Here is a 17080-nt window from a genome sequence, read left to right on the forward strand (position 1 = left end):
CGGCAGCGGGATCGGTCATCACCGCAGGGTCGATGTCCGGTCCGGCTGCCGCCACCGTCCTGCGTGGGGTCAGGCCCTCCGCCGTGCCACCACCGGCACGGGCACGGCGTCCTGGCCGGCCAGTGCGTTGCGCCGGGTGAACCGCCAGACGGCGACCCCGGCGGCGGCGACCGTCACCACAGCGAGCAGCGCCACCATCGCCGGCAGACCGGCGCTGACCATCAGCAGGACGACGTCGCCGAGCGCGACGAGCATCCACAGTGCCAGCCGGGGCCGGGCGTCTCTGCGTCGGTAACCCATGTCGTGCCTCCCTCCGTCGTCGAAGGTCAGGTACCCCATACGACGGAGAGTCATGCAAACGAACTTGGCACCGGCGCGAATCCCGGGCGTCAGCTCTCCCGGTCGGGCTTGAAACCCTTGACGATCTGGTCGAAGTTGGCGAGGTTCGCCTGCCAGTCCTTCTCCGCGATCTCCCACCGGATGGCGTAGCCCCGGTTACTTGCCGTCGCGAAGCCGCGGTTGCGCACGTGGATCCGGGTGTTGTCCCGGGTCTCCAGCCACTCCCAGTCGGCGCAGGTCCGGTACCAGTCGCAGCGCTTGATGCCCAGCAGCTCGTAGTTGTTGACGCGGCTCGACCGGTTCGGTTCCTGTTCCTGCCAGTCGACGACCGCGTCCCTCTTCGGCGAGGAACCCCACTGGACCAGCAGCTCACCCACTCCACCGTTCTGGCGGAAGATGACCGTGTCGTCCCTGCCCTCACCGCGGAAACTCCAGCCCGGCGGGAGCGGAATGGAGAATTCCCTCCGGCTGTACCGGGTCCAGCCCGCCGGCAGGGCGTTCGGGTCGGTGGAGGGGCTGGCCGTCGCGGTCGGGCTCGGCGGTGCGGCGCTGGTCGGCGCGGGCGCGGCCGGCTCCGACGACGGGGCCGCGGCGGAGGAGTTCGGGCCGGCGCTCGTCGATCCCGCCTGCGGGGGGCCGTCGTCGTCCGGGTCGCCCCCGCTGCCGAGCAGCGGCACCAGCACGGCGAGACCGACCAGCAGTGCCGCCACCAGTGCGCCGATCAGCAGGTTGCGGCGCTTGCGGTCGCGCTTGTTCCCGTCGTACACCGAACCGGGAACGCGCCCGGCGGGCGCGGCCGGCGGGCTCACCGGAGCCGGCATGACCGACGTGGGGTTGGTCGGCTTCGGCGGGTCGAGCTTGCTGGTGGGATCGGCGTCCGGGGTCGGGGGCGGCGGGTCGACCTTCGCGGTCGGCGCGGCGTCCGTGTCGGCCGGAGTCTTCGCGGCGGCCTCGTCGGAGGCCCTCGCATCGGCTGCGGCCGCCGCGGCCGCGGCGGCGACCCGCGGGCTCTTCTTCTCAGTACGCTCTTCCGCCGGGCGCGGCGCCGGCACCAGCGGCGGGCGCGGCTCGCGCGGACCGTTCGGCCCCGGCCGGCGTACGCCGTCGAGCAGCGAGATGCCCTTGGCGCGCTTGGCGCCGGCCCGGCGCAGCAGGCGCTCGGCCACCTCGGCGGTGATCCGCTCCTTCGGGTCCTTGCGGAGCAGCCCTTGGAGCACCGGCTTGAGCGTGCCGGCGTTCTTCGGCGGCGGCAGCGGCTCGGTGGCCAGCGCGGCCAGGGTGGCGATCGCCGACGACCGGGCATACGGGGACTTTCCCTCGACTGCCGCGTAGAGGGTCGCGCCCAGCGACCACAGGTCGGCCTCCGGCCCGGCGGTGCCGTCCGTCGCCCGCTCCGGCGCGATGTACGCGGGCGAGCCGAGCACCATGCCGGTACGGGTCACGTTCGGGTCGCCCGGGATGGTGGCCAGACCGAAATCGGTCAGCACCACCCGGCCGTCGTCGCCGAGCAGCACGTTGCCCGGCTTGATGTCGCGGTGCATCACGCCGGCCTTGTGCGCCGCCTTCAACGCGCCGAGCACGCCGAGGCCGATCTCCACCGCGCGGGCCGCCGGCACCGGCCCGTCCTCGGCGAGAGTGTCCTGCAAGGACTTCGACGCGACGTACTCCATGACGATCCACGGGTCGCCGTCGGTGCGCAGCACGTCGAAGACGCGGACCACGTTGATGTGGTTGAGCCGGGCGATGGCCCGGGCCTCGCGCAGCGACCGCTCCCGCATCTCGCGGCGCTCGTCGTCGGTGAGGCTGGGCGGCGGGACGAGCTCCTTGATGGCGACGTCCCGGTGCAGCACCTCGTCCCGCGCCTTCCACACCCGACCCATGCCGCCCTGACCGAGCGGCGAGATGAGCCGGTATCGGTCAGCGACGAGTTGGGGAAGCGCGTTAGACACGGTGAGACGGTACCCGGCGCGGACAATCGTCACACCGCCGGCACGCCACTGTGCGGCGAAGGTCAACTTCCTGACGCGTACGCTGACTCCATGTCTGCCGATGAGCCGCTGTTCCGGGTCGTCCGAGGCGTCCCCACCGCCGACGAACTGGCCGCGCTGGTGGGCGCGATCGTGGTCCGGTCCCGGCCGGCCGCCGCCCCCGCGCCGGTGACCACGTCCGCCTGGGCGCGCAGCGGCCGACCGGCCGTCGCGGTGCCCGTAGCCGGTCCGGGCGCGTGGCGCGCCTCCGGCCTCCCCCGCTGACCCGTCCCACGGGTACGGCCCGATTGAGCTGGGAGTAGATCCTCGGGGCTGCCGAGATCGCGTCACAGCCATTAACCTCACTCAGGGAAACGGGGCCGTGACGGTAGGGAGGGTCGATGATCCCTGAGGAGGACCGCCCAGCTTCCTGGCTGCGCGACTACGGCGGCATCGAGGCCGACATCCGCCAGATGCGCGAGTTCGCCGAACGGCTCCAGGCCGAGGTCGAACGGAACTACGCGCCGCACCTGTCGTACATCGCCGACGACATGAAAGCCGCCATCCCCAACCCGTGCGACGCGTTCGTCGAACTGGTGCAGTTCCTTCAGGCGCACCACGACACGCAGACGGCCACCGCCGAGATGATCTGGTCCGTACGTGACCAGACCGGCCACCTGGCAGGCGCGGCGGGCATCGTCGCCGACCAGTACTCACGCTCCGACGTCTTCTCCGCGGCCCGGGTGGTCGACGTGGAGCGGGCACTCGCCAACCCGTCGGCCGTCGCGGCGGGTCCAATGCCGGCGCTGACCGATCCGGACAGGTTCGACGTCCGGCCCGAGAGGTCGTCGTGATCGAGCGCGGCAGCGGCCAGACGTCCGGCCTGACCAACTGGAACTCGATGGACGTGATCAGCATGTGGTCCTGCATCGAGGGCCACGACACCAATGGTCACTGGCAGCAGGTCGCCGGGTGGCGCAAGGTCTGCGACCTGGCCCAGACCCACCTCGGCCGCCTTCAGGAATACCGGCGCGGCCTGGCCGAGGCGTGGCCGCCCGAGACCAACGCGGCCGCGCGCGCCTACATCGGGGAACTCGATCAGCTCATCGACCAGGTACAGCGCACGCACGACGCAGCCACCGCGAACTACGACGCGCTCGCCGCCGCCACCCGTGCGATCAGCAGCACGCGCGACGAGATGAAGCCCCTCTTCGACGCGTACGCGGCCAAGCTCCAGCAGAAGCTGGCGTACGAGCAGACGGTCGCCGACCCCAAGGCGGCGGCGGGCAGCCGGCAGACCGGGCCGCTGGTCACGGATGCCGTCCTGGAGCGGATCAACGAGCAGGCCCGCAGCGTCATGCTCGGACTCAGCGGCGAACTCCAGCAAGCCCAGGTGACGCTCCGCCAACCTCCACCCAAGCCATGGTCACCTATTCAGCATGACAATCCTGATGTCTACGGCACCACTTCAGCCGCCCCAATCATTCCGCCGATTGTGGCGGTGCCTCTCGTTCCATCAAGTGGGACCAGCGCAATTAGCAGGGCGACGAAGGCAGCTCGTCCGCTGCCCACGCCGACGGCGCCGAACCCTGGGCCTGTTCTCGGAGCTGGGCCGACCTCGGGACCGGGCCCCGTGCTTGGATCCGCCGGCACCGGATTGGCGCCAACGCCAGCAAATCCGGGCTTACCCGGCCTCACGCCAACCACGCCGGCCACCCCGTCGCCTAGTACCGGCTTGGGGATGGCCCCGAATCTTCCGCTGGCTTCCGGATCCACCGGTCGGGGTCCACACTCGGGCCCAGCGCGAGGACAGCAGGGGCCCCTCGGCCGCCCTATCACCGGCCGCAATGGAGCATTGCCGCACGTCACGCAGCCCCGCGCGATGCCACCGGGTGGCCTGATCGGCGGCGTGCCTGGCATTGGCCTTGGCCAACCAAGCGCAGGAGCCACCCCTCCCCGCCGGGTCAATCCGGTTGGCGGCGTGATCGGGGGCGGCGGTGCCGGAACGGCGCCGAGCGGCGCAGCGGGTTCCCGTCCCGGCGCCGGACGCGCTGCTCAGTTCGGCGGAATGCAAGGCATGGTGCCGATGGGCGGTGCCCCCGGGATTGGCGGCACCGCACACGGTAGGAGTGACGGCCCGCACGGCATGGGTGGAAGCGGCCAGGGCGTCGGCGCGACGTCGGGACGACGGAACCCGGATGAGGGCGAGCCACGGCGCTGGGATCCCGACCATCCGTGGGAGATCGACGAGGGCGTGACCCCGGTGGTCCGCCCGCCGGACGACCAGGGTCCGATCGATCCAGGGCCGGCCATCGGCTTCGACCGGTGAGGCGGCACGCCGCCCAAGCCATCCTCGCGGTGCCCGTTGCCTTAGCCGCCACGTTGGTACCGGTCGCCCCGCCGCGAGCAGCGCCGTCGCCCTCCGGTGAGGAGCGGGTGCGTGGTGACCAATGGCATTTGCGCTACCTGAAAGTGGCCGACGCGCACCGGACCAGTCAGGGCGCAGGCGTCACAGTGGCTGTCCCGGACACGGGCGTCGACCCACACCCCGACCTAGTCCGTAATCTGCTCCCCGGCACTGACGTCATCCCCGGAGGCAACGGCGATGGACGTCAAGACCGAGACAGCCACGGCACTTCGATGGCTGGCCTGATTGCTGCATACGGCCAAGGAGACGGCGACGGCGCGCTCGGCATCGCCCCTAAGGCCAAAATCCTACCGATCTATGGCATTCCTACTAGCGATCAAGGAGAAAGTGCCGGCCTGGCGGCCGGCATTGAATGGGCCATAGGACATGGGACCAGTGTGATCAGCATTTCAGGAGTCACTGGCAATACACCTCAGCTAGACCGGGCTGTGGACGCCGCGCTGAAGGCGGATGTCGTTGTAGTAGCAGGAGTCGGTAATCGACCGGCAAGCGTTATGGTCGGCTACCCAGCAAGACGTGAAGGCGTAATAGCGGTTGCCGGGGTGGACCGCAACGGAGAGCATGCCAGCATTTCCGTCACCGGGCCCGAAGTAGACGTAGCCGCCCCTGCCGTCGACATCTACAGCACCAGCAACGACGGGAAGTACTCAAAGGGCACCGGAACCTCGGGTGCGACCGCGATCGTGGCTGGGGCGGCGGCGCTGATCCGGTCGAAGTACCCGAACCTGTCCGCCAGCGAGGTGGCGCACCGGCTCACCGCCACCGCCATCGACAAGGGCCCGCCGGGCCAGGACGACCAGTACGGCTACGGCGTGATCGACCTGGTGGCGGCGCTGACCGCGGACGTACCCCCGCTGGAGCCCGCGCCGGTGACGGCGAGCGCGCCGGCGATCACCACCACACCGGCCACGACGGCGGTCGCGGAGCCGGCGAGCAACGGCAACGGCGACGACGGGGCGACCGCACGCGGCCTCGCCACCCTCGGCGTGATCGTGGCGGCCGGCGGCGGCTACCTGCTCTGGCGGCGGCGACGACGTACAGACGACCCGCCGAAGATCAGCCGTTAGAGCGCTCGGACTCGGCGGCACGCCGAACGCCGATGATGTCGACCGAAACTGACCAGGTCTGCGGGAGGGCGAAAGGGTGTGGGGTCGGGAACTGGACGAGGCGGAGCGGTGGGTCGCCGACTGGTCGGCCAGCGTTTCCGAACGGGCCGAGCAGGCCCAGCGCCTTGCGGCCCGTGTCGCCGGGGTAACCGGCGCCGCTGCCGATGCGAGTGGCCTGATCGAGGTTCGCGTTGACAGCTCGGGCGCCCTCACCGCCCTGCATCTCGACGACCGGGTGACCGGCTGGCCGGCCGCCCGGATCGAACGCATGATCATGACCACCCTGCGTCAGGCGCAGACTGCGCTGTTCGAGCAGATCGCGGCAACAGTCGCGGACACGGTCGGCGCCGACTCCGAGACCGGCCGGGCGGTGCTCGGCGGATACGAGCGACGTTTCCCCGCCGTGGCCGAGGACGGAGACAACGACGGCGGACGACATGGCGGCTGACCGTCCGCTCGAAGTGACGCCGGAGGCCTTGGCGACACACGCCCATAACCTCGACCGGGTCGGCGAAACCTTGCGACACGGCATCGCGGCGGCTGGGGAGGTCCGGCTCGGCAGCGAGGCGTACGGGCGGTTGTGCGTCGCGCTGCCGGCCATGCTCGAGCCGTTGCACGACCTGGCCGACCGGGTGCTGCGGGAATCCCTCACCGCGCTGGAGGAGTCGGCGGATGCGGTCCGGGCAGCGGGGCGCCGCTACCGGAACACCGACGATCGGGCGGCACACCGGTTCGGGTCGGGCCGGTGACCACACCGAATCCGCTGCTCGGAGAGCGAGTGGACAGCACCACCGGGTGGTCCGGTATGGGGCTCGCCGAGGACGTCGACCTGCTGGTCGCCGCGTTCCGCAGCGGCTCGTGGATCGATGGCACGATTGGCGGCTTCGCGGCGGGGATGGACACGCTCGCCGTCATCGTGGATCCACTCGGTCAACTCGTATCCTGGGGCGTTGCCTGGTTGATCGAGCACGTCAAGCCCTTGTCGGACGCGCTCGACTGGCTCGCCGGAGATCCCGACCAGATCACCGCGTACGCCGCGACCTGGACGAACGTCGCGGCAGCGATGCGCTCGTCAGCGGAGGATCTCGGGGCGGCGGTCGAGGTCGATCTGGGCGGCTGGCTGGGCGAAACGGCAGGGGCGTACCGGGTCCATGCCGGCCAGCAACAACACGCGTTCGCCACCCTCGGCGGTGGTGCGGAGGCGATGGCGACGATCACGGTCGGCACCGGACTGGTTGTCGCCCTGGTGCGGGAGCTAATCCGGGACCTGATCGCCGACTTCGTCTCGGTGCTCGCGGTACGACTGTGGGAGTGGCTGGCGATCGCGGGCGGCACTCTGGGCGCTGCCACGCCCTGGGTGGTCGCCCAGGTGTCGACGCTGGCCGCGAAGTGGGCGGCAAAGATCGCACGGCTGCTGACCGGATTGCTCAGCAGCCTGCGGCTCCTGGCACCGATGCTGCGCCGCCTCGACGATGTGTGGGACGAGCTACACCGCCTGCTTCGCCGTCTCGCCCGCCAGCATCCGTCCAGTCCCAGCCCGACCGCAAACCTTCACTCGCGAAATAGTCCTCGCACCAATAGAGATGTGCTCGACAACGGTCCCGGCACGCCGAGGACCATCGAGAACGCCCAGGCGGTCGCCCTACGAATGGGCATCGACCTCCACGGCATCGATCTTCACCTAGTGGAGGAGCCGGACGAGATCCGATATCTGGATGCCATGGAAGCCTGCGCCTACACCCCGAGCGAGATGGATGGGCGAGCTATCCGCCTCGGCCCAGCCAGCTTCGCCGACGACGAAACCTTGGCAGCTACGATCGCTCACGAACACCACCATGCCGTTCAACTGCGGGATGGCGAGCACTTCCGGCGGACGTGGCGGGAACTTGAGGACGAGGCGTATGCGATCGAGCCGGGTGCGTTGGAAAGATTCAGAGGAAACCGATGACTCAACTCAGGTTCCGCGTGGATGAAGTGTTCGACCTACCGGTCAGACACGGGCTCGTCGTCTGCGGGACGCTGCTCACGGGTTCGCTGACGGGAGTCCCCGCCTTCGTCGACGAATTGACTGGAAAGCCGCTCCGGATTCTTGGCGTCGACTTTCCCACCCCGAGGACCCGGCGAACCGGTCAGCAGCTTATTGTCGTAGCCCGGGATGACGCGGCATTGGTGACCCCCGGCCGCATATGGACGACCAGACCGCCCGACATGCCGGCATAGGCTCGCTCGTCGGACACCACTCCGCGTCGGTGACAGGGTGACCGTCGAATGTCCCCACCGCCGCGGCGGGATGGGCACGGTCGAGACTGTAGAGCACACACCGCCGACGCCGTCGTCACCCTCGCGATCCCCGCACAACTTGGGGAGTTGGTAGTCATCTCCAAGCCTTGACGACTCGTCGGCGGCCTCGCCCACCGCCTCAGCGGATCAGCCGGTAGCGTCGGCGACGTGCCGAACTCCCTGCCATTGCGCCTCGTACTCGCCTCGCAGAGTCCCGCCCGCCGCAAGCTCCTCCAGGCCGCCGGGATCGAACCCGACGTGCTGGTGAGCGGGGTCGACGAGTCCCAGGTGGTGGCCGCGCGGGCGGAGGATCTCTGCCTGGAGCTGGCCCGGTTGAAGGCGCGGGCGGTGCTCGACCGGCTGCGCGCCAGCCCGGACGAGCGGACCCTGGTGCTCGGCTGCGACTCGGTGCTGGCCTTCGACGGCGAGATCCTCGGCAAGCCGGAAGATGCCGCCGACGCCGTCCGCCGCTGGCAGCGGATGCGTGGGCGGAGCGGGGTGCTGCACACCGGGCACAGCCTGATCGACGTCACGCACGAGGCCCGCGCGGAGGCGGTCGCCTCGACCACGGTGCACTTCGCCGACATCAGCGACGAGGAGATCGATGCGTACGTCGGGACGGGCGAGCCGTTGGCGGTGGCGGGGGCGTTCACCATCGACGGGATCGGCGGGGCGTTCCTCACCGGGATCGAGGGGGACCCGGGCACGGTCGTCGGGCTGTCGTTGCCGCTGCTGCGCCGGCTCCTCGGCGAGCTGCAGCTGAGCATCACCGATCTGTGGACGAAGGTCGCGCCAGGGGGCCAGGAGATCGAGCATCTCGGCTAGCGTCCGTTTCATGACCACCAAGCCGTTGCCGCTCACCCCGGAACTGCACGCGTATCTCGTCGCGCACGGCTCCCCGCCGGACGAGATCATCCGCGACCTGGCCGCGGAGACGCTCGCCCTCCTCCCCGATCAGGCGACCATGCAGGTGGCGCCGGAGCAGGCCGCGTTCCTGACCTTCCTCACCCAGCTGCTGGGCGTACGGCAGGCCGTCGAGGTGGGCACCTTCACCGGCCTCTCCGCGCTGGCGATCGCCCGGGGCCTGCCCGAGGACGGCCGGCTGACCTGCTTCGACATCTCAGAGGAGTACACCGGCGTCGCCCGGCGGTACTGGGCGCGCGCAGGCGTCGACGACCGGATCGAGCTGCGCATCGGTCCGGCCGCCGACCGGCTGCGGGAGCTGCCGCACGAGCGCTACCTGGACTTCGCCTTCATCGACGCCGACAAGACCGGCTACCCGATCTACTGGTCCGAGCTGGTGCCCCGGATGCGTCCCGGCGCGGTCATCGCCGTGGACAACACGCTGCGCGGCGGCCGGGTGATCGCCCCGCAGAACGCCGACGACCGGGCGATCGCCGCCTTCAACGACGACGTGCTGACCGACGTCCGCGTCGACGCGGTGATGCTCCCGATCGCCGACGGCGTCACCCTCGCCCGGGTGCACTGAGCCTGAGATCGACTCCGCCCGCCGGAATGGCGGGGTCGCATCCACCGGGGTTCCGCCATATCGGCGAAACGGAGTCGATCACGCGTGGGTCGGCCGGGACGCGGTCAGGCGCCGGCTGGCACGGGGTTCCGGTCGGGCGCCGGGGCGGACGCCTGGAGGGCCCGGCCGAGCCGCACGGTGAGCAGCACGGCCGCAGCGATGAAGCCGGGCAGCGCCAGGAAGGCCAGGTGGGGTCCGATCCCGTCGGCCACCGCGCCCAGCGCCACCGGCGCGATCCCGAAGCCCACCCCCATCGAGTACGACGCCCAGCCGGCCGCCTTGTCGGCAGCCGGCCCGGCCACGGCCAGCGCGATCGAGATCGCGAGGGGGTAGTGCAGTGCGTTGCCCAGCCCCAGCACGACCAGCCCGGTCACCGCGAGCCAGCCGACCGGCGCGAGCCAGAAGAGCGTGAACCCGACCAGCGACACGCTGAGCGCGCCGAGCAGCAGCGGCGCGGGCGGCCAGCGCAGGGCGATCCGGCCGCCGACCAGCCGGCCGAGGAACATGCCGCAGACGATCGCCGCGATGGCCGCGGACGCGGCGGCGGCGGTCATCCCGGCATGCGAGCGGAGCACGTCGGCGGTCCAGAGCGACAGGCAGACCTCGATCGAGCCGGTCACCGCCATCAGCACCCAGGCGATCCAGTACGCCCTGGGCAGCCGGTCGCTGCCGCCGGCACCCGCCGCCGGGGCGGTCACCCCGATCGGGGCGGCGGCAGCCGCGGTAGCGGGGGCGGCCTGCGGCAGGCGTACCCGGAAGATCCGGGCGGTGAGCGCGACCAGCGCGATCAGCCCGACCTCGACGGCCATCACCGGCCGCCAGCCGAGGCCGGCGCCGACGCTGGCGCCGATCACCAGCGGGGCGAGGATGCCCATGCCGGCGCAGGCGGCGTTGGCCTCGGTGAGCGCGGCGGGCGCGGCCGGGCCGTGCCGGGCGGTGATCACCACGGAGACGCCGCTGATCACCATCATGCCGGCGGTGGCGATCACGACGACCGCGGCGAGGGTGGCGGTCAGCGGGCGGAGCGTGCCGAACGCGGTGACGCCGACGGCGAGCCCGGCCAGGCCGAGCCAGATCGCCGGGCCACGGCCGAACCGCCGGGCGAGCGGGGCGAAGAGCGCCCCGCCGAGCAGCGCGCCGGCCGCGACGGCGGTGCTGTGCAGGCCGGCGACGGCGGCGCTGGTGCCCTGCTCATCGCGGAGCAGCGGGACGACCGGGCCGAACCCGTAGAGGAAGAAGCCCCAGAGGCCCAGCTGGGCGTAGGTCAGCCAGGTGGTCCTGTCACGGGTGAGGCGGGGCACCGGCCTTACGCTACAAGCGTCCGGCCGGTGCCCCGCCCCTGCTGAGAGGCAACTCTCGCTCAGCGCACGCTGCGGGCGAACTGCCGGGCGGCCCAGAAGACGCTGGCGGCGGCGAGCACTGCGATGATGCTCAGCCCCTGCCACACCCTGTCGTTGGCGAGGTCGCCGGCGAAGAGCGCCCGGGTGCCGTCCACCGCCCAGGAGAACGGGTTCCACTCGGCGATGCCCTGCAGCCAGCCGGGGGCGAAGGTGAGCGGCAGCAGGATGCCGGAGAGCAGCAGCACCGGCTGGGCGACGGTGTTCATCAGCGGGGCGAGGGCGTCCTCGCTCTTCACCTTGAGCGCGATGCCGTACGAGACGGCCGAGGTCATCAGCGCGATCAGCGCGAGCATCAGGTACGCCAGCAGCAGGTCGCCGATGAAGACGCGCAGGTCGAACAGGAGCGCCAGCAGGGTGATGATGACCGCCTGCACGATCAGCGAGACCACGTCGCGCAGCGAGCGGCCGAGCAGCAGGGCGAGCCGGCTGACCGGGGTGACCCGGGAGCGTTCGATGACCCCGGCGCGCAGCTCGGCGATCAGGCCGAAACCCTGGAACAGGCCGCCGAAGATGGCCAGCAGCACCAGCAGGCCGGGTACGAAGATCTTGTAGGCGGCGGCCTGGGTGGGCGCGTTCAGCGCCGGCTTGAGCAGCGGGGCGAAGAGCAGCAGGTACATGACCGGCTGGAAGACTCCGACGAAGACCCAGACCGGGTTGCGCAGCAGCAGCTGGGTCTGGCGCTGGAAGATGAGCCAGGTGTCGCGGGCGAGTTTCACGGGTTCTCTCCTGTCGGGCGTCGGGATCAGGACTCGCGCAGCGAGCGGCCGGTCTTGGTGAGGAAGACGTCGTCGAGGCTGGGGCGGTGGAGCTCGATCGAGGTGAGCGCGAGCCCGGCGTGGTCGAGCCGGCGCAGGATCTGCGGGATGGCGGTGGCGCCCTCGTCGACGTAGAGGCGCAGCCCGCCCTCGTCGGCGGTCTCCAGCTTGTTCACGTACGGCTCGCCGTCGAGCACCTGGGCGGCCTGCGCGGTGGTCGCCACGCCCAGGCCGACCAGCACCACGTCACCGGAGATCTCCCGCTTCAGCTCGGCCGGGGTGCCCTCGGCGACCACCTCGCCGTTGTCCATGATCGCGATGCGGTCGCAGAGCGCGTCGGCCTCGTCGAGGTAGTGCGTGGTGATGAATACGGTCATCCCCTCGGCGCGCAACCGGCGGATCTCGTCCCACATGTGGGCGCGGCTCTGCGGGTCCAGGCCGGAGGTCGGCTCGTCCAGGAAGACGATCCTCGGCTCGTGGATGATGCCGAGGGCGATCTCCACCCGGCGCCGCTGGCCGCCGGAGTAGGTCCGGCACTTGCGGTCGGCGTACTCGGTGAGCTGGAAGGCGTCCAGGGCGCGGGCGGCCCGGCGGTGGGCCTCGGCCTTGGCGATGCCGTACATCCGGGCCTGGAGGACCAGCTCCTCGCGGGCGGTGGACTCGTCCCAGGTGCTGCCGCCCTGGGCCACGTAGCCGATCCGGCGGCGCACCTCGGCCGGGTCCTTGCGCAGGTCGGCGCCGGCGATGGTGGCCTCGCCGCCGTCCGGCTCGATCAGGGTGGCGAGCATCCGCAGCGTGGTGGTCTTGCCGGCGCCATTCGGGCCGAGGAAGCCGAAGATCTCCCCCTCGGCGACCTTCAGGTTCACCCCCCGCACGGCGTCGACCGTCTTCGTCTCCCGACCCTGACGGGAGCGGAACGACTTCCGCAGCCCCCTGGTCTCGATCATGTCCGCTCCTGGTCGTCCGGGCCGGATGCGCCGGCCGTCTCTCCCCCGGGGACGACGCCGAATGGCGCGCTCCCCCCGTTGTGCAGTGGGCAGGCTAACGCGATATAGCTCTTCTGGTCAACGTTGATTATTGCGCGTCAGGGTCGCGACCCGGCCCGCCGTCCGACCACCCCGACCAGCCCGGCGCCCCGGCCAGCCCCGCAGGCAGGTACGACACCCCCGAGTCGATCCGTTCGGCCGTCCGCTCGCACCAGCCGATCTCCGCCTCGGCCCGGACCGCCCACAGCTCGAACATCCAGGCCACGTGCACCGGCTTGGTGTCGCGCATCCAGTCAGAGTCCAACGAGGCGCGCATCGACTCGACACTGGCGCGCAGCAGGTTGGCCCGGTTGCGCAGGGCGGCCGCCGCCTCGTCCTGCGGCATCGCGGGCAGGAAGGAGAACGCCGCCGCGAACGGGTCCGGCACCTCGTGCAACTGCCACCAGAGCCCGCGCAGCAGCGTCTCGAACTCGTCCTCCCCCTTCGGCGTGATCTCGTACGTGGTGCGCGCCGGCCGGGCACCCACCTGCTCGGTGGCGACGGTCCGGAGCAGCCCCTCCTCGGTCAGCTTGCGCAGCGCGTGGTAGATCGAGCCGGGCTGCACGTTGGCCCATTTGTCAGCGTTCCAGCTGAGCAGCTCGCGGCGCACGTCGTAGCCGTGCACCGGTTGCATCCAGCGGACCAGGCCGAGGATCATCATCCGTGTCGCAGACATCCGACAAGCGTAATAGACAAGTTTGACTAGGGTCGGGCGCGGCAGTGCGGCATCCCACACTGAGCGATCGTTAGGGCGATCAGGGTGGCCGATACACTCCCGGGCAACGACCCTGGGAGGAGCCACCACGGTGCGCAAGGTACTCATCGCCAACCGCGGAGAGATCGCCGTCCGCGTCATCCGCGCCTGCCGCGACGCCGGCCTGGGCAGCATCGCCGTCTACGCCGACTCCGACCGGGACGCCCTGCACGCCACCCTGGCCGACGAGGCGTACGCCCTCGGCGGCGACAGCGCGGCCGAGACGTACCTGCGGATCGACAAGCTGATCGACATCGCCGGCAAGGCCGGCGCCGACGCGGTGCACCCCGGCTACGGCTTCCTCGCCGAGAACGCCGATTTCGCCCAGGCCGTCATCGACGCCGGGCTGACCTGGATCGGCCCCACCCCGCAGGCGATCCGCGACCTCGGCGACAAGGTCACCGCCCGGCACATCGCCCAGCGCGCCGGCGCGCCCCTGGTCCCCGGCACCCCCGACCCGGTCGGCGGCCCGGACGAGGTGCTCGCCTTCGCCATCGACCACGGCCTGCCGGTCGCCATCAAGGCGGCCTTCGGCGGCGGTGGGCGCGGCCTCAAGGTGGCCCGCACCATGGAGGAGATCCCGCACCTGTTCGAGTCGGCCACCCGCGAGGCGGTCGCCGCGTTCGGTCGGGGCGAGTGCTTCGTCGAGCGGTACCTGGACAAGCCCCGCCACGTCGAGGCGCAGGTGCTGGCCGACCAGCACGGCAACGTGATCGTGGTCGGCACCCGGGACTGCTCCCTGCAGCGCCGGCACCAGAAGCTGGTCGAGGAGGCCCCCGCGCCTTTCCTCACCGCGGCGCAGCGCGCCCAGATCCACGACAGCGCCAAGGCGATCTGCCGGGAGGCCGGCTACCACGGGGCCGGCACGGTGGAATACCTGGTCGGCACGGACGGCACCATCTCCTTCCTGGAGGTCAACACGCGGCTGCAGGTCGAACACCCGGTCACCGAGGAGACCGCCGGCATCGACCTGGTCCGCGAGCAGTTCCGGGTCGCCGACGGCGAGAAGCTGCGGTTCACCGAGGACCCGACGCCGCGCGGGCACTCCATCGAGTTCCGGATCAACGGCGAGGACCCGGGCCGCAACTTCCTGCCCGCGCCGGGCACGGTCACCGCGCTGCGGCTGCCCACCGGCCCCGGCGTCCGGGTGGACACCGGCATCTCCGCCGGCGACGTGATCGGCGGCAACTTCGACTCGCTGCTGGCCAAGGTGATCGTCACCGGCGAGACCCGAACCGAGGCGATCGAGCGGGCCCGTCGGGCGCTGGACGAGATGGTCGTCGAGGGCATGGCCACCGCGCTGCCGTTCCACCGGCTGGTGCTCCGGGACGAGGCGTTCACTGCCGAGCCGTTCACCGTGCACACCCGGTGGATCGAGACCGAGTTCGACAACACCGTGCCGCCGTTCACCGCCGCCGCCGCCGGCGCCGCCGAGGCGCCGGCCGAGCGCGAGACCGTCGTGGTCGAGGTGGGCGGCAAGCGGCTGGAGGTGACCCTTCCCGCCGGCCTCGGCGCGGGTACGGCCACCGCCGCGCCCGCCGCGAAGAAGCCGGGCCGCCGGGGCGGCGGCGCCAAGGCCGGCGCCGCGGTCAGCGGCGACGCGCTCACCTCCCCGATGCAGGGCACCATCGTCAAGATCGCCGTGGCCGACGGGGACACCGTCGCCGAGGGCGACCTGGTGGTCGTGCTGGAGGCGATGAAGATGGAGCAGCCGCTGCACGCCCACAAGGCCGGCACGGTCAGCGGACTCTCCGCCGAGGTCGGCGCGGTGATCACCGCCGGCGCCGCGATCTGCACCATCGCCTGAGCCTCGTCCCACTCGACCGTCGCCGCGGCCCGGTACAGCGCCACCGGGCCGGGCCGGGACGCCGGGCCACTCCGTCGGTGACGTGTCGGTCGGAGCCCGTACCGTCGGCTGCTGGAGCGGACAGGCGGAGCCCGGCCGGCGAGTGGTTTGGGCCACCAGCGGCGGCGGGCCGGGCCGGGAGCAGGAATGATGGCGGGGTGCGGTTCCTTCATGGCGCGGTCCCCGCGCACGACCTGACCTACAACGACGTCTTCATGGCGCCGGCCCGCTCCGAGGTGGGCTCGCGGCTCGACGTCGACCTGGCCACCGGTGACGGCACCGGCACGACCATCCCGCTGGTGGTCGCGAACATGACGGCGGTCGCCGGCCGGCGGATGGCGGAGACCGTCGCCCGGCGCGGCGCGATCGCGGTCATCCCGCAGGACATCCCGATCGAGGTGGTGGCCAACGTCGTCGCCTGGGTCAAGCGGCGGCACCTGGTGCACGACACCGCGATCACGCTCGGCCCGACCGACACCGTCGGCGACGCCATCCACCTGCTGCCGAAGCGGTCGCACGGCGCGGTGGTCGTGGTCGACGACGCGGGCCGGCCGCTCGGCGTGGTCACCGAGGCGGACACCGTCGGCGTGGACCGCTTCGCCCAGCTGCGGCACGTGATGTCCACCGAGCTGCACACCGTACCGGCGGACGCGGACCCGCGTACCGGCTTTGAGCGGCTCTCCGCCGGCCGCCGCCGACTGGCCCCGGTGGTGGACGCCGACGGTCGGCTGGTCGGGGTGCTCACCCGGCAGGGCGCGCTGCGCGCCACCCTCTACCGGCCCGCGGTGGACGACCGGGGCCGGCTGCGGATCGCTGCGGCGGTGGGCATCAACGGCGACGTGACCGGCAAGGCCGAGGCGCTGCTGGCGGCCGGGGTGGACACCCTGGTGGTGGACACCGCGCACGGGCACCAGGAGCGGATGATCTCCGCGCTGCGGGCGGTGCGCAAGCTCGACCCGGCCGTCCCGGTGGCGGCCGGCAACGTGGTCACCGCCGACGGCGTACGCGACCTGGTCGAGGCGGGCGCGGACATCGTGAAGGTCGGCGTCGGACCCGGCGCGATGTGCACCACCCGGATGATGACCGGGGTGGGCCGGCCACAGTTCTCCGCGGTGCTCGACTGCTCCGCGGCGGCCCGCGAGCTGGGCCGGCACGTCTGGGCCGACGGCGGCGTCCGGCACCCCCGGGACGTGGCGCTGGCGCTGGCGGCGGGGGCGTCCAACGTGATGGTGGGTTCCTGGTTCGCCGGCACCTACGAGTCCCCCGGCGACCTCTACACCGACGCGGACGGCCGGCGGTACAAGGAGAGCTTCGGCATGGCCTCGGCGCGCGCGGTCAGCGCGCGTACCGCCGAGGACAGCGCATTCGACCGGGCCCGCAAGGCGATCTTCGAGGAGGGCATCTCCTCGGCCCGGATGTACCTCGACCCGGCCCGTCCCGGCGTCGAGGACCTGATCGACGAGATCATCTCCGGGGTACGCAGCGCGTTCACCTACGCCGGCGCCCGCAACCTGGACGAGTTCCATGAGCGGGCGCTCGTCGGGGTGCAGAGCGCCGCCGGCTACACCGAGGGGATGCCGCTGCCGACCAGCTGGTGACCCGCGGGGTCGATTCACTGAGGTTGCGCGATGTCGCGGTGTCCCGGGCAGTCG

At 71.6% G+C, this 17080-nt stretch carries 17 protein-coding genes; 11 read left to right on the forward strand and 6 right to left on the reverse strand.

The window, feature by feature from the left end:
* Positions 1–69: 69 nt before the first annotated feature.
* Entirely contained in the window at positions 70–300 is a 231-nt protein-coding gene (locus ACLQ2U_RS08235; protein ID WP_425749951.1) for a hypothetical protein, read from the reverse strand.
* Between the two features lie 89 nt (positions 301–389).
* On the reverse strand, positions 390–2288 hold the full coding sequence (locus ACLQ2U_RS08240) for a serine/threonine-protein kinase (RefSeq protein ID WP_425749952.1): 1899 nt from the start codon (positions 2286–2288) through the stop codon (positions 390–392).
* Between the two features lie 90 nt (positions 2289–2378).
* On the opposite strand from ACLQ2U_RS08240, the gene ACLQ2U_RS08245 reads away from it, so the two are divergent.
* From ACLQ2U_RS08245 to ACLQ2U_RS08285, 9 genes are all read left to right on the forward strand, one after another.
* The gene (locus ACLQ2U_RS08245; protein ID WP_425749953.1) at positions 2379–2591 is read left to right on the forward strand and encodes an acyl-CoA carboxylase subunit epsilon; all 213 of its coding nucleotides are present in this window, start codon (positions 2379–2381) and stop codon (positions 2589–2591) included.
* Between the two features lie 116 nt (positions 2592–2707).
* Positions 2708–3160: a hypothetical protein gene (locus ACLQ2U_RS08250; RefSeq protein WP_425749954.1), complete on the forward strand. Its 453-nt coding sequence runs from the start codon at positions 2708–2710 to the stop codon at positions 3158–3160.
* A complete protein-coding gene (locus ACLQ2U_RS08255; RefSeq protein ID WP_425749955.1) occupies positions 3157–4635 on the forward strand; it encodes a hypothetical protein in 1479 nt (492 codons plus the stop codon). Before ACLQ2U_RS08250 ends, ACLQ2U_RS08255 begins: the two co-directional genes overlap by 4 nt.
* Positions 4632–5801 carry a type VII secretion-associated serine protease mycosin gene (mycP, locus tag ACLQ2U_RS08260; protein WP_425749956.1) on the forward strand — a complete coding sequence of 390 codons (1170 nt, stop codon included), beginning with the start codon at positions 4632–4634 and terminating at the stop codon, positions 5799–5801. Before ACLQ2U_RS08255 ends, mycP begins: the two co-directional genes overlap by 4 nt.
* Before the next feature lie 76 nt (positions 5802–5877).
* Positions 5878–6288, forward strand: a complete 411-nt coding sequence (locus ACLQ2U_RS08265; RefSeq protein WP_425749957.1) for a YbaB/EbfC family nucleoid-associated protein — start codon at positions 5878–5880, stop codon at positions 6286–6288.
* The gene (locus ACLQ2U_RS08270) at positions 6278–6589 is read left to right on the forward strand and encodes a type VII secretion target (protein WP_425749958.1); all 312 of its coding nucleotides are present in this window, start codon (positions 6278–6280) and stop codon (positions 6587–6589) included. The genes ACLQ2U_RS08265 and ACLQ2U_RS08270 overlap by 11 nt, the downstream gene beginning before the upstream one ends.
* 29 nt (positions 6590–6618) lie before the next feature.
* Entirely contained in the window at positions 6619–7788 is a 1170-nt protein-coding gene (locus ACLQ2U_RS08275) for a hypothetical protein (RefSeq protein ID WP_425749959.1), read from the forward strand.
* Between the two features lie 500 nt (positions 7789–8288).
* Positions 8289–8945: a Maf family protein gene (locus tag ACLQ2U_RS08280; protein WP_425749960.1), complete on the forward strand. Its 657-nt coding sequence runs from the start codon at positions 8289–8291 to the stop codon at positions 8943–8945.
* A 10-nt stretch (positions 8946–8955) separates the two neighbouring features.
* Entirely contained in the window at positions 8956–9609 is a 654-nt protein-coding gene (locus ACLQ2U_RS08285) for an O-methyltransferase (RefSeq protein WP_425749961.1), read from the forward strand.
* A 104-nt stretch (positions 9610–9713) separates the two neighbouring features.
* Here the strand turns inward: ACLQ2U_RS08285 and ACLQ2U_RS08290 are convergent, their stop codons facing one another.
* The 4 genes from ACLQ2U_RS08290 to ACLQ2U_RS08305 all read right to left on the reverse strand — a co-directional run bounded on the left by ACLQ2U_RS08290 (position 9714) and on the right by ACLQ2U_RS08305 (position 13504).
* Positions 9714–10949: an MFS transporter gene (locus tag ACLQ2U_RS08290; protein ID WP_425749962.1), complete on the reverse strand. Its 1236-nt coding sequence runs from the start codon at positions 10947–10949 to the stop codon at positions 9714–9716.
* 59 nt (positions 10950–11008) lie between these two features.
* Complete coding sequence (locus ACLQ2U_RS08295) at positions 11009–11764, reverse strand: ABC transporter permease (protein ID WP_425749963.1); 756 nt, start codon at positions 11762–11764, stop codon at positions 11009–11011.
* 26 nt (positions 11765–11790) lie between these two features.
* A complete protein-coding gene (locus tag ACLQ2U_RS08300; protein WP_425749964.1) occupies positions 11791–12750 on the reverse strand; it encodes an ATP-binding cassette domain-containing protein in 960 nt (319 codons plus the stop codon).
* A 127-nt stretch (positions 12751–12877) separates the two neighbouring features.
* Positions 12878–13504 carry a PadR family transcriptional regulator gene (locus ACLQ2U_RS08305; RefSeq protein ID WP_425749965.1) on the reverse strand — a complete coding sequence of 209 codons (627 nt, stop codon included), beginning with the start codon at positions 13502–13504 and terminating at the stop codon, positions 12878–12880.
* Positions 13505–13634: 130 nt separating this feature from the next.
* On the opposite strand from ACLQ2U_RS08305, the gene ACLQ2U_RS08310 reads away from it, so the two are divergent.
* Positions 13635–15389, forward strand: a complete 1755-nt coding sequence (locus ACLQ2U_RS08310) for an acetyl/propionyl/methylcrotonyl-CoA carboxylase subunit alpha (RefSeq protein WP_425749966.1) — start codon at positions 13635–13637, stop codon at positions 15387–15389.
* Between the two features lie 197 nt (positions 15390–15586).
* Positions 15587–17026, forward strand: coding sequence for a GuaB1 family IMP dehydrogenase-related protein (locus ACLQ2U_RS08315; protein WP_425749967.1), 1440 nt, complete (start codon positions 15587–15589; stop codon positions 17024–17026).
* Positions 17027–17080 lie beyond the last annotated feature (54 nt).

It is taken from the genome of Micromonospora sp. DT47 (assembly GCF_049844475.1).
Lineage (GTDB): Bacteria > Actinomycetota > Actinomycetes > Mycobacteriales > Micromonosporaceae > Micromonospora.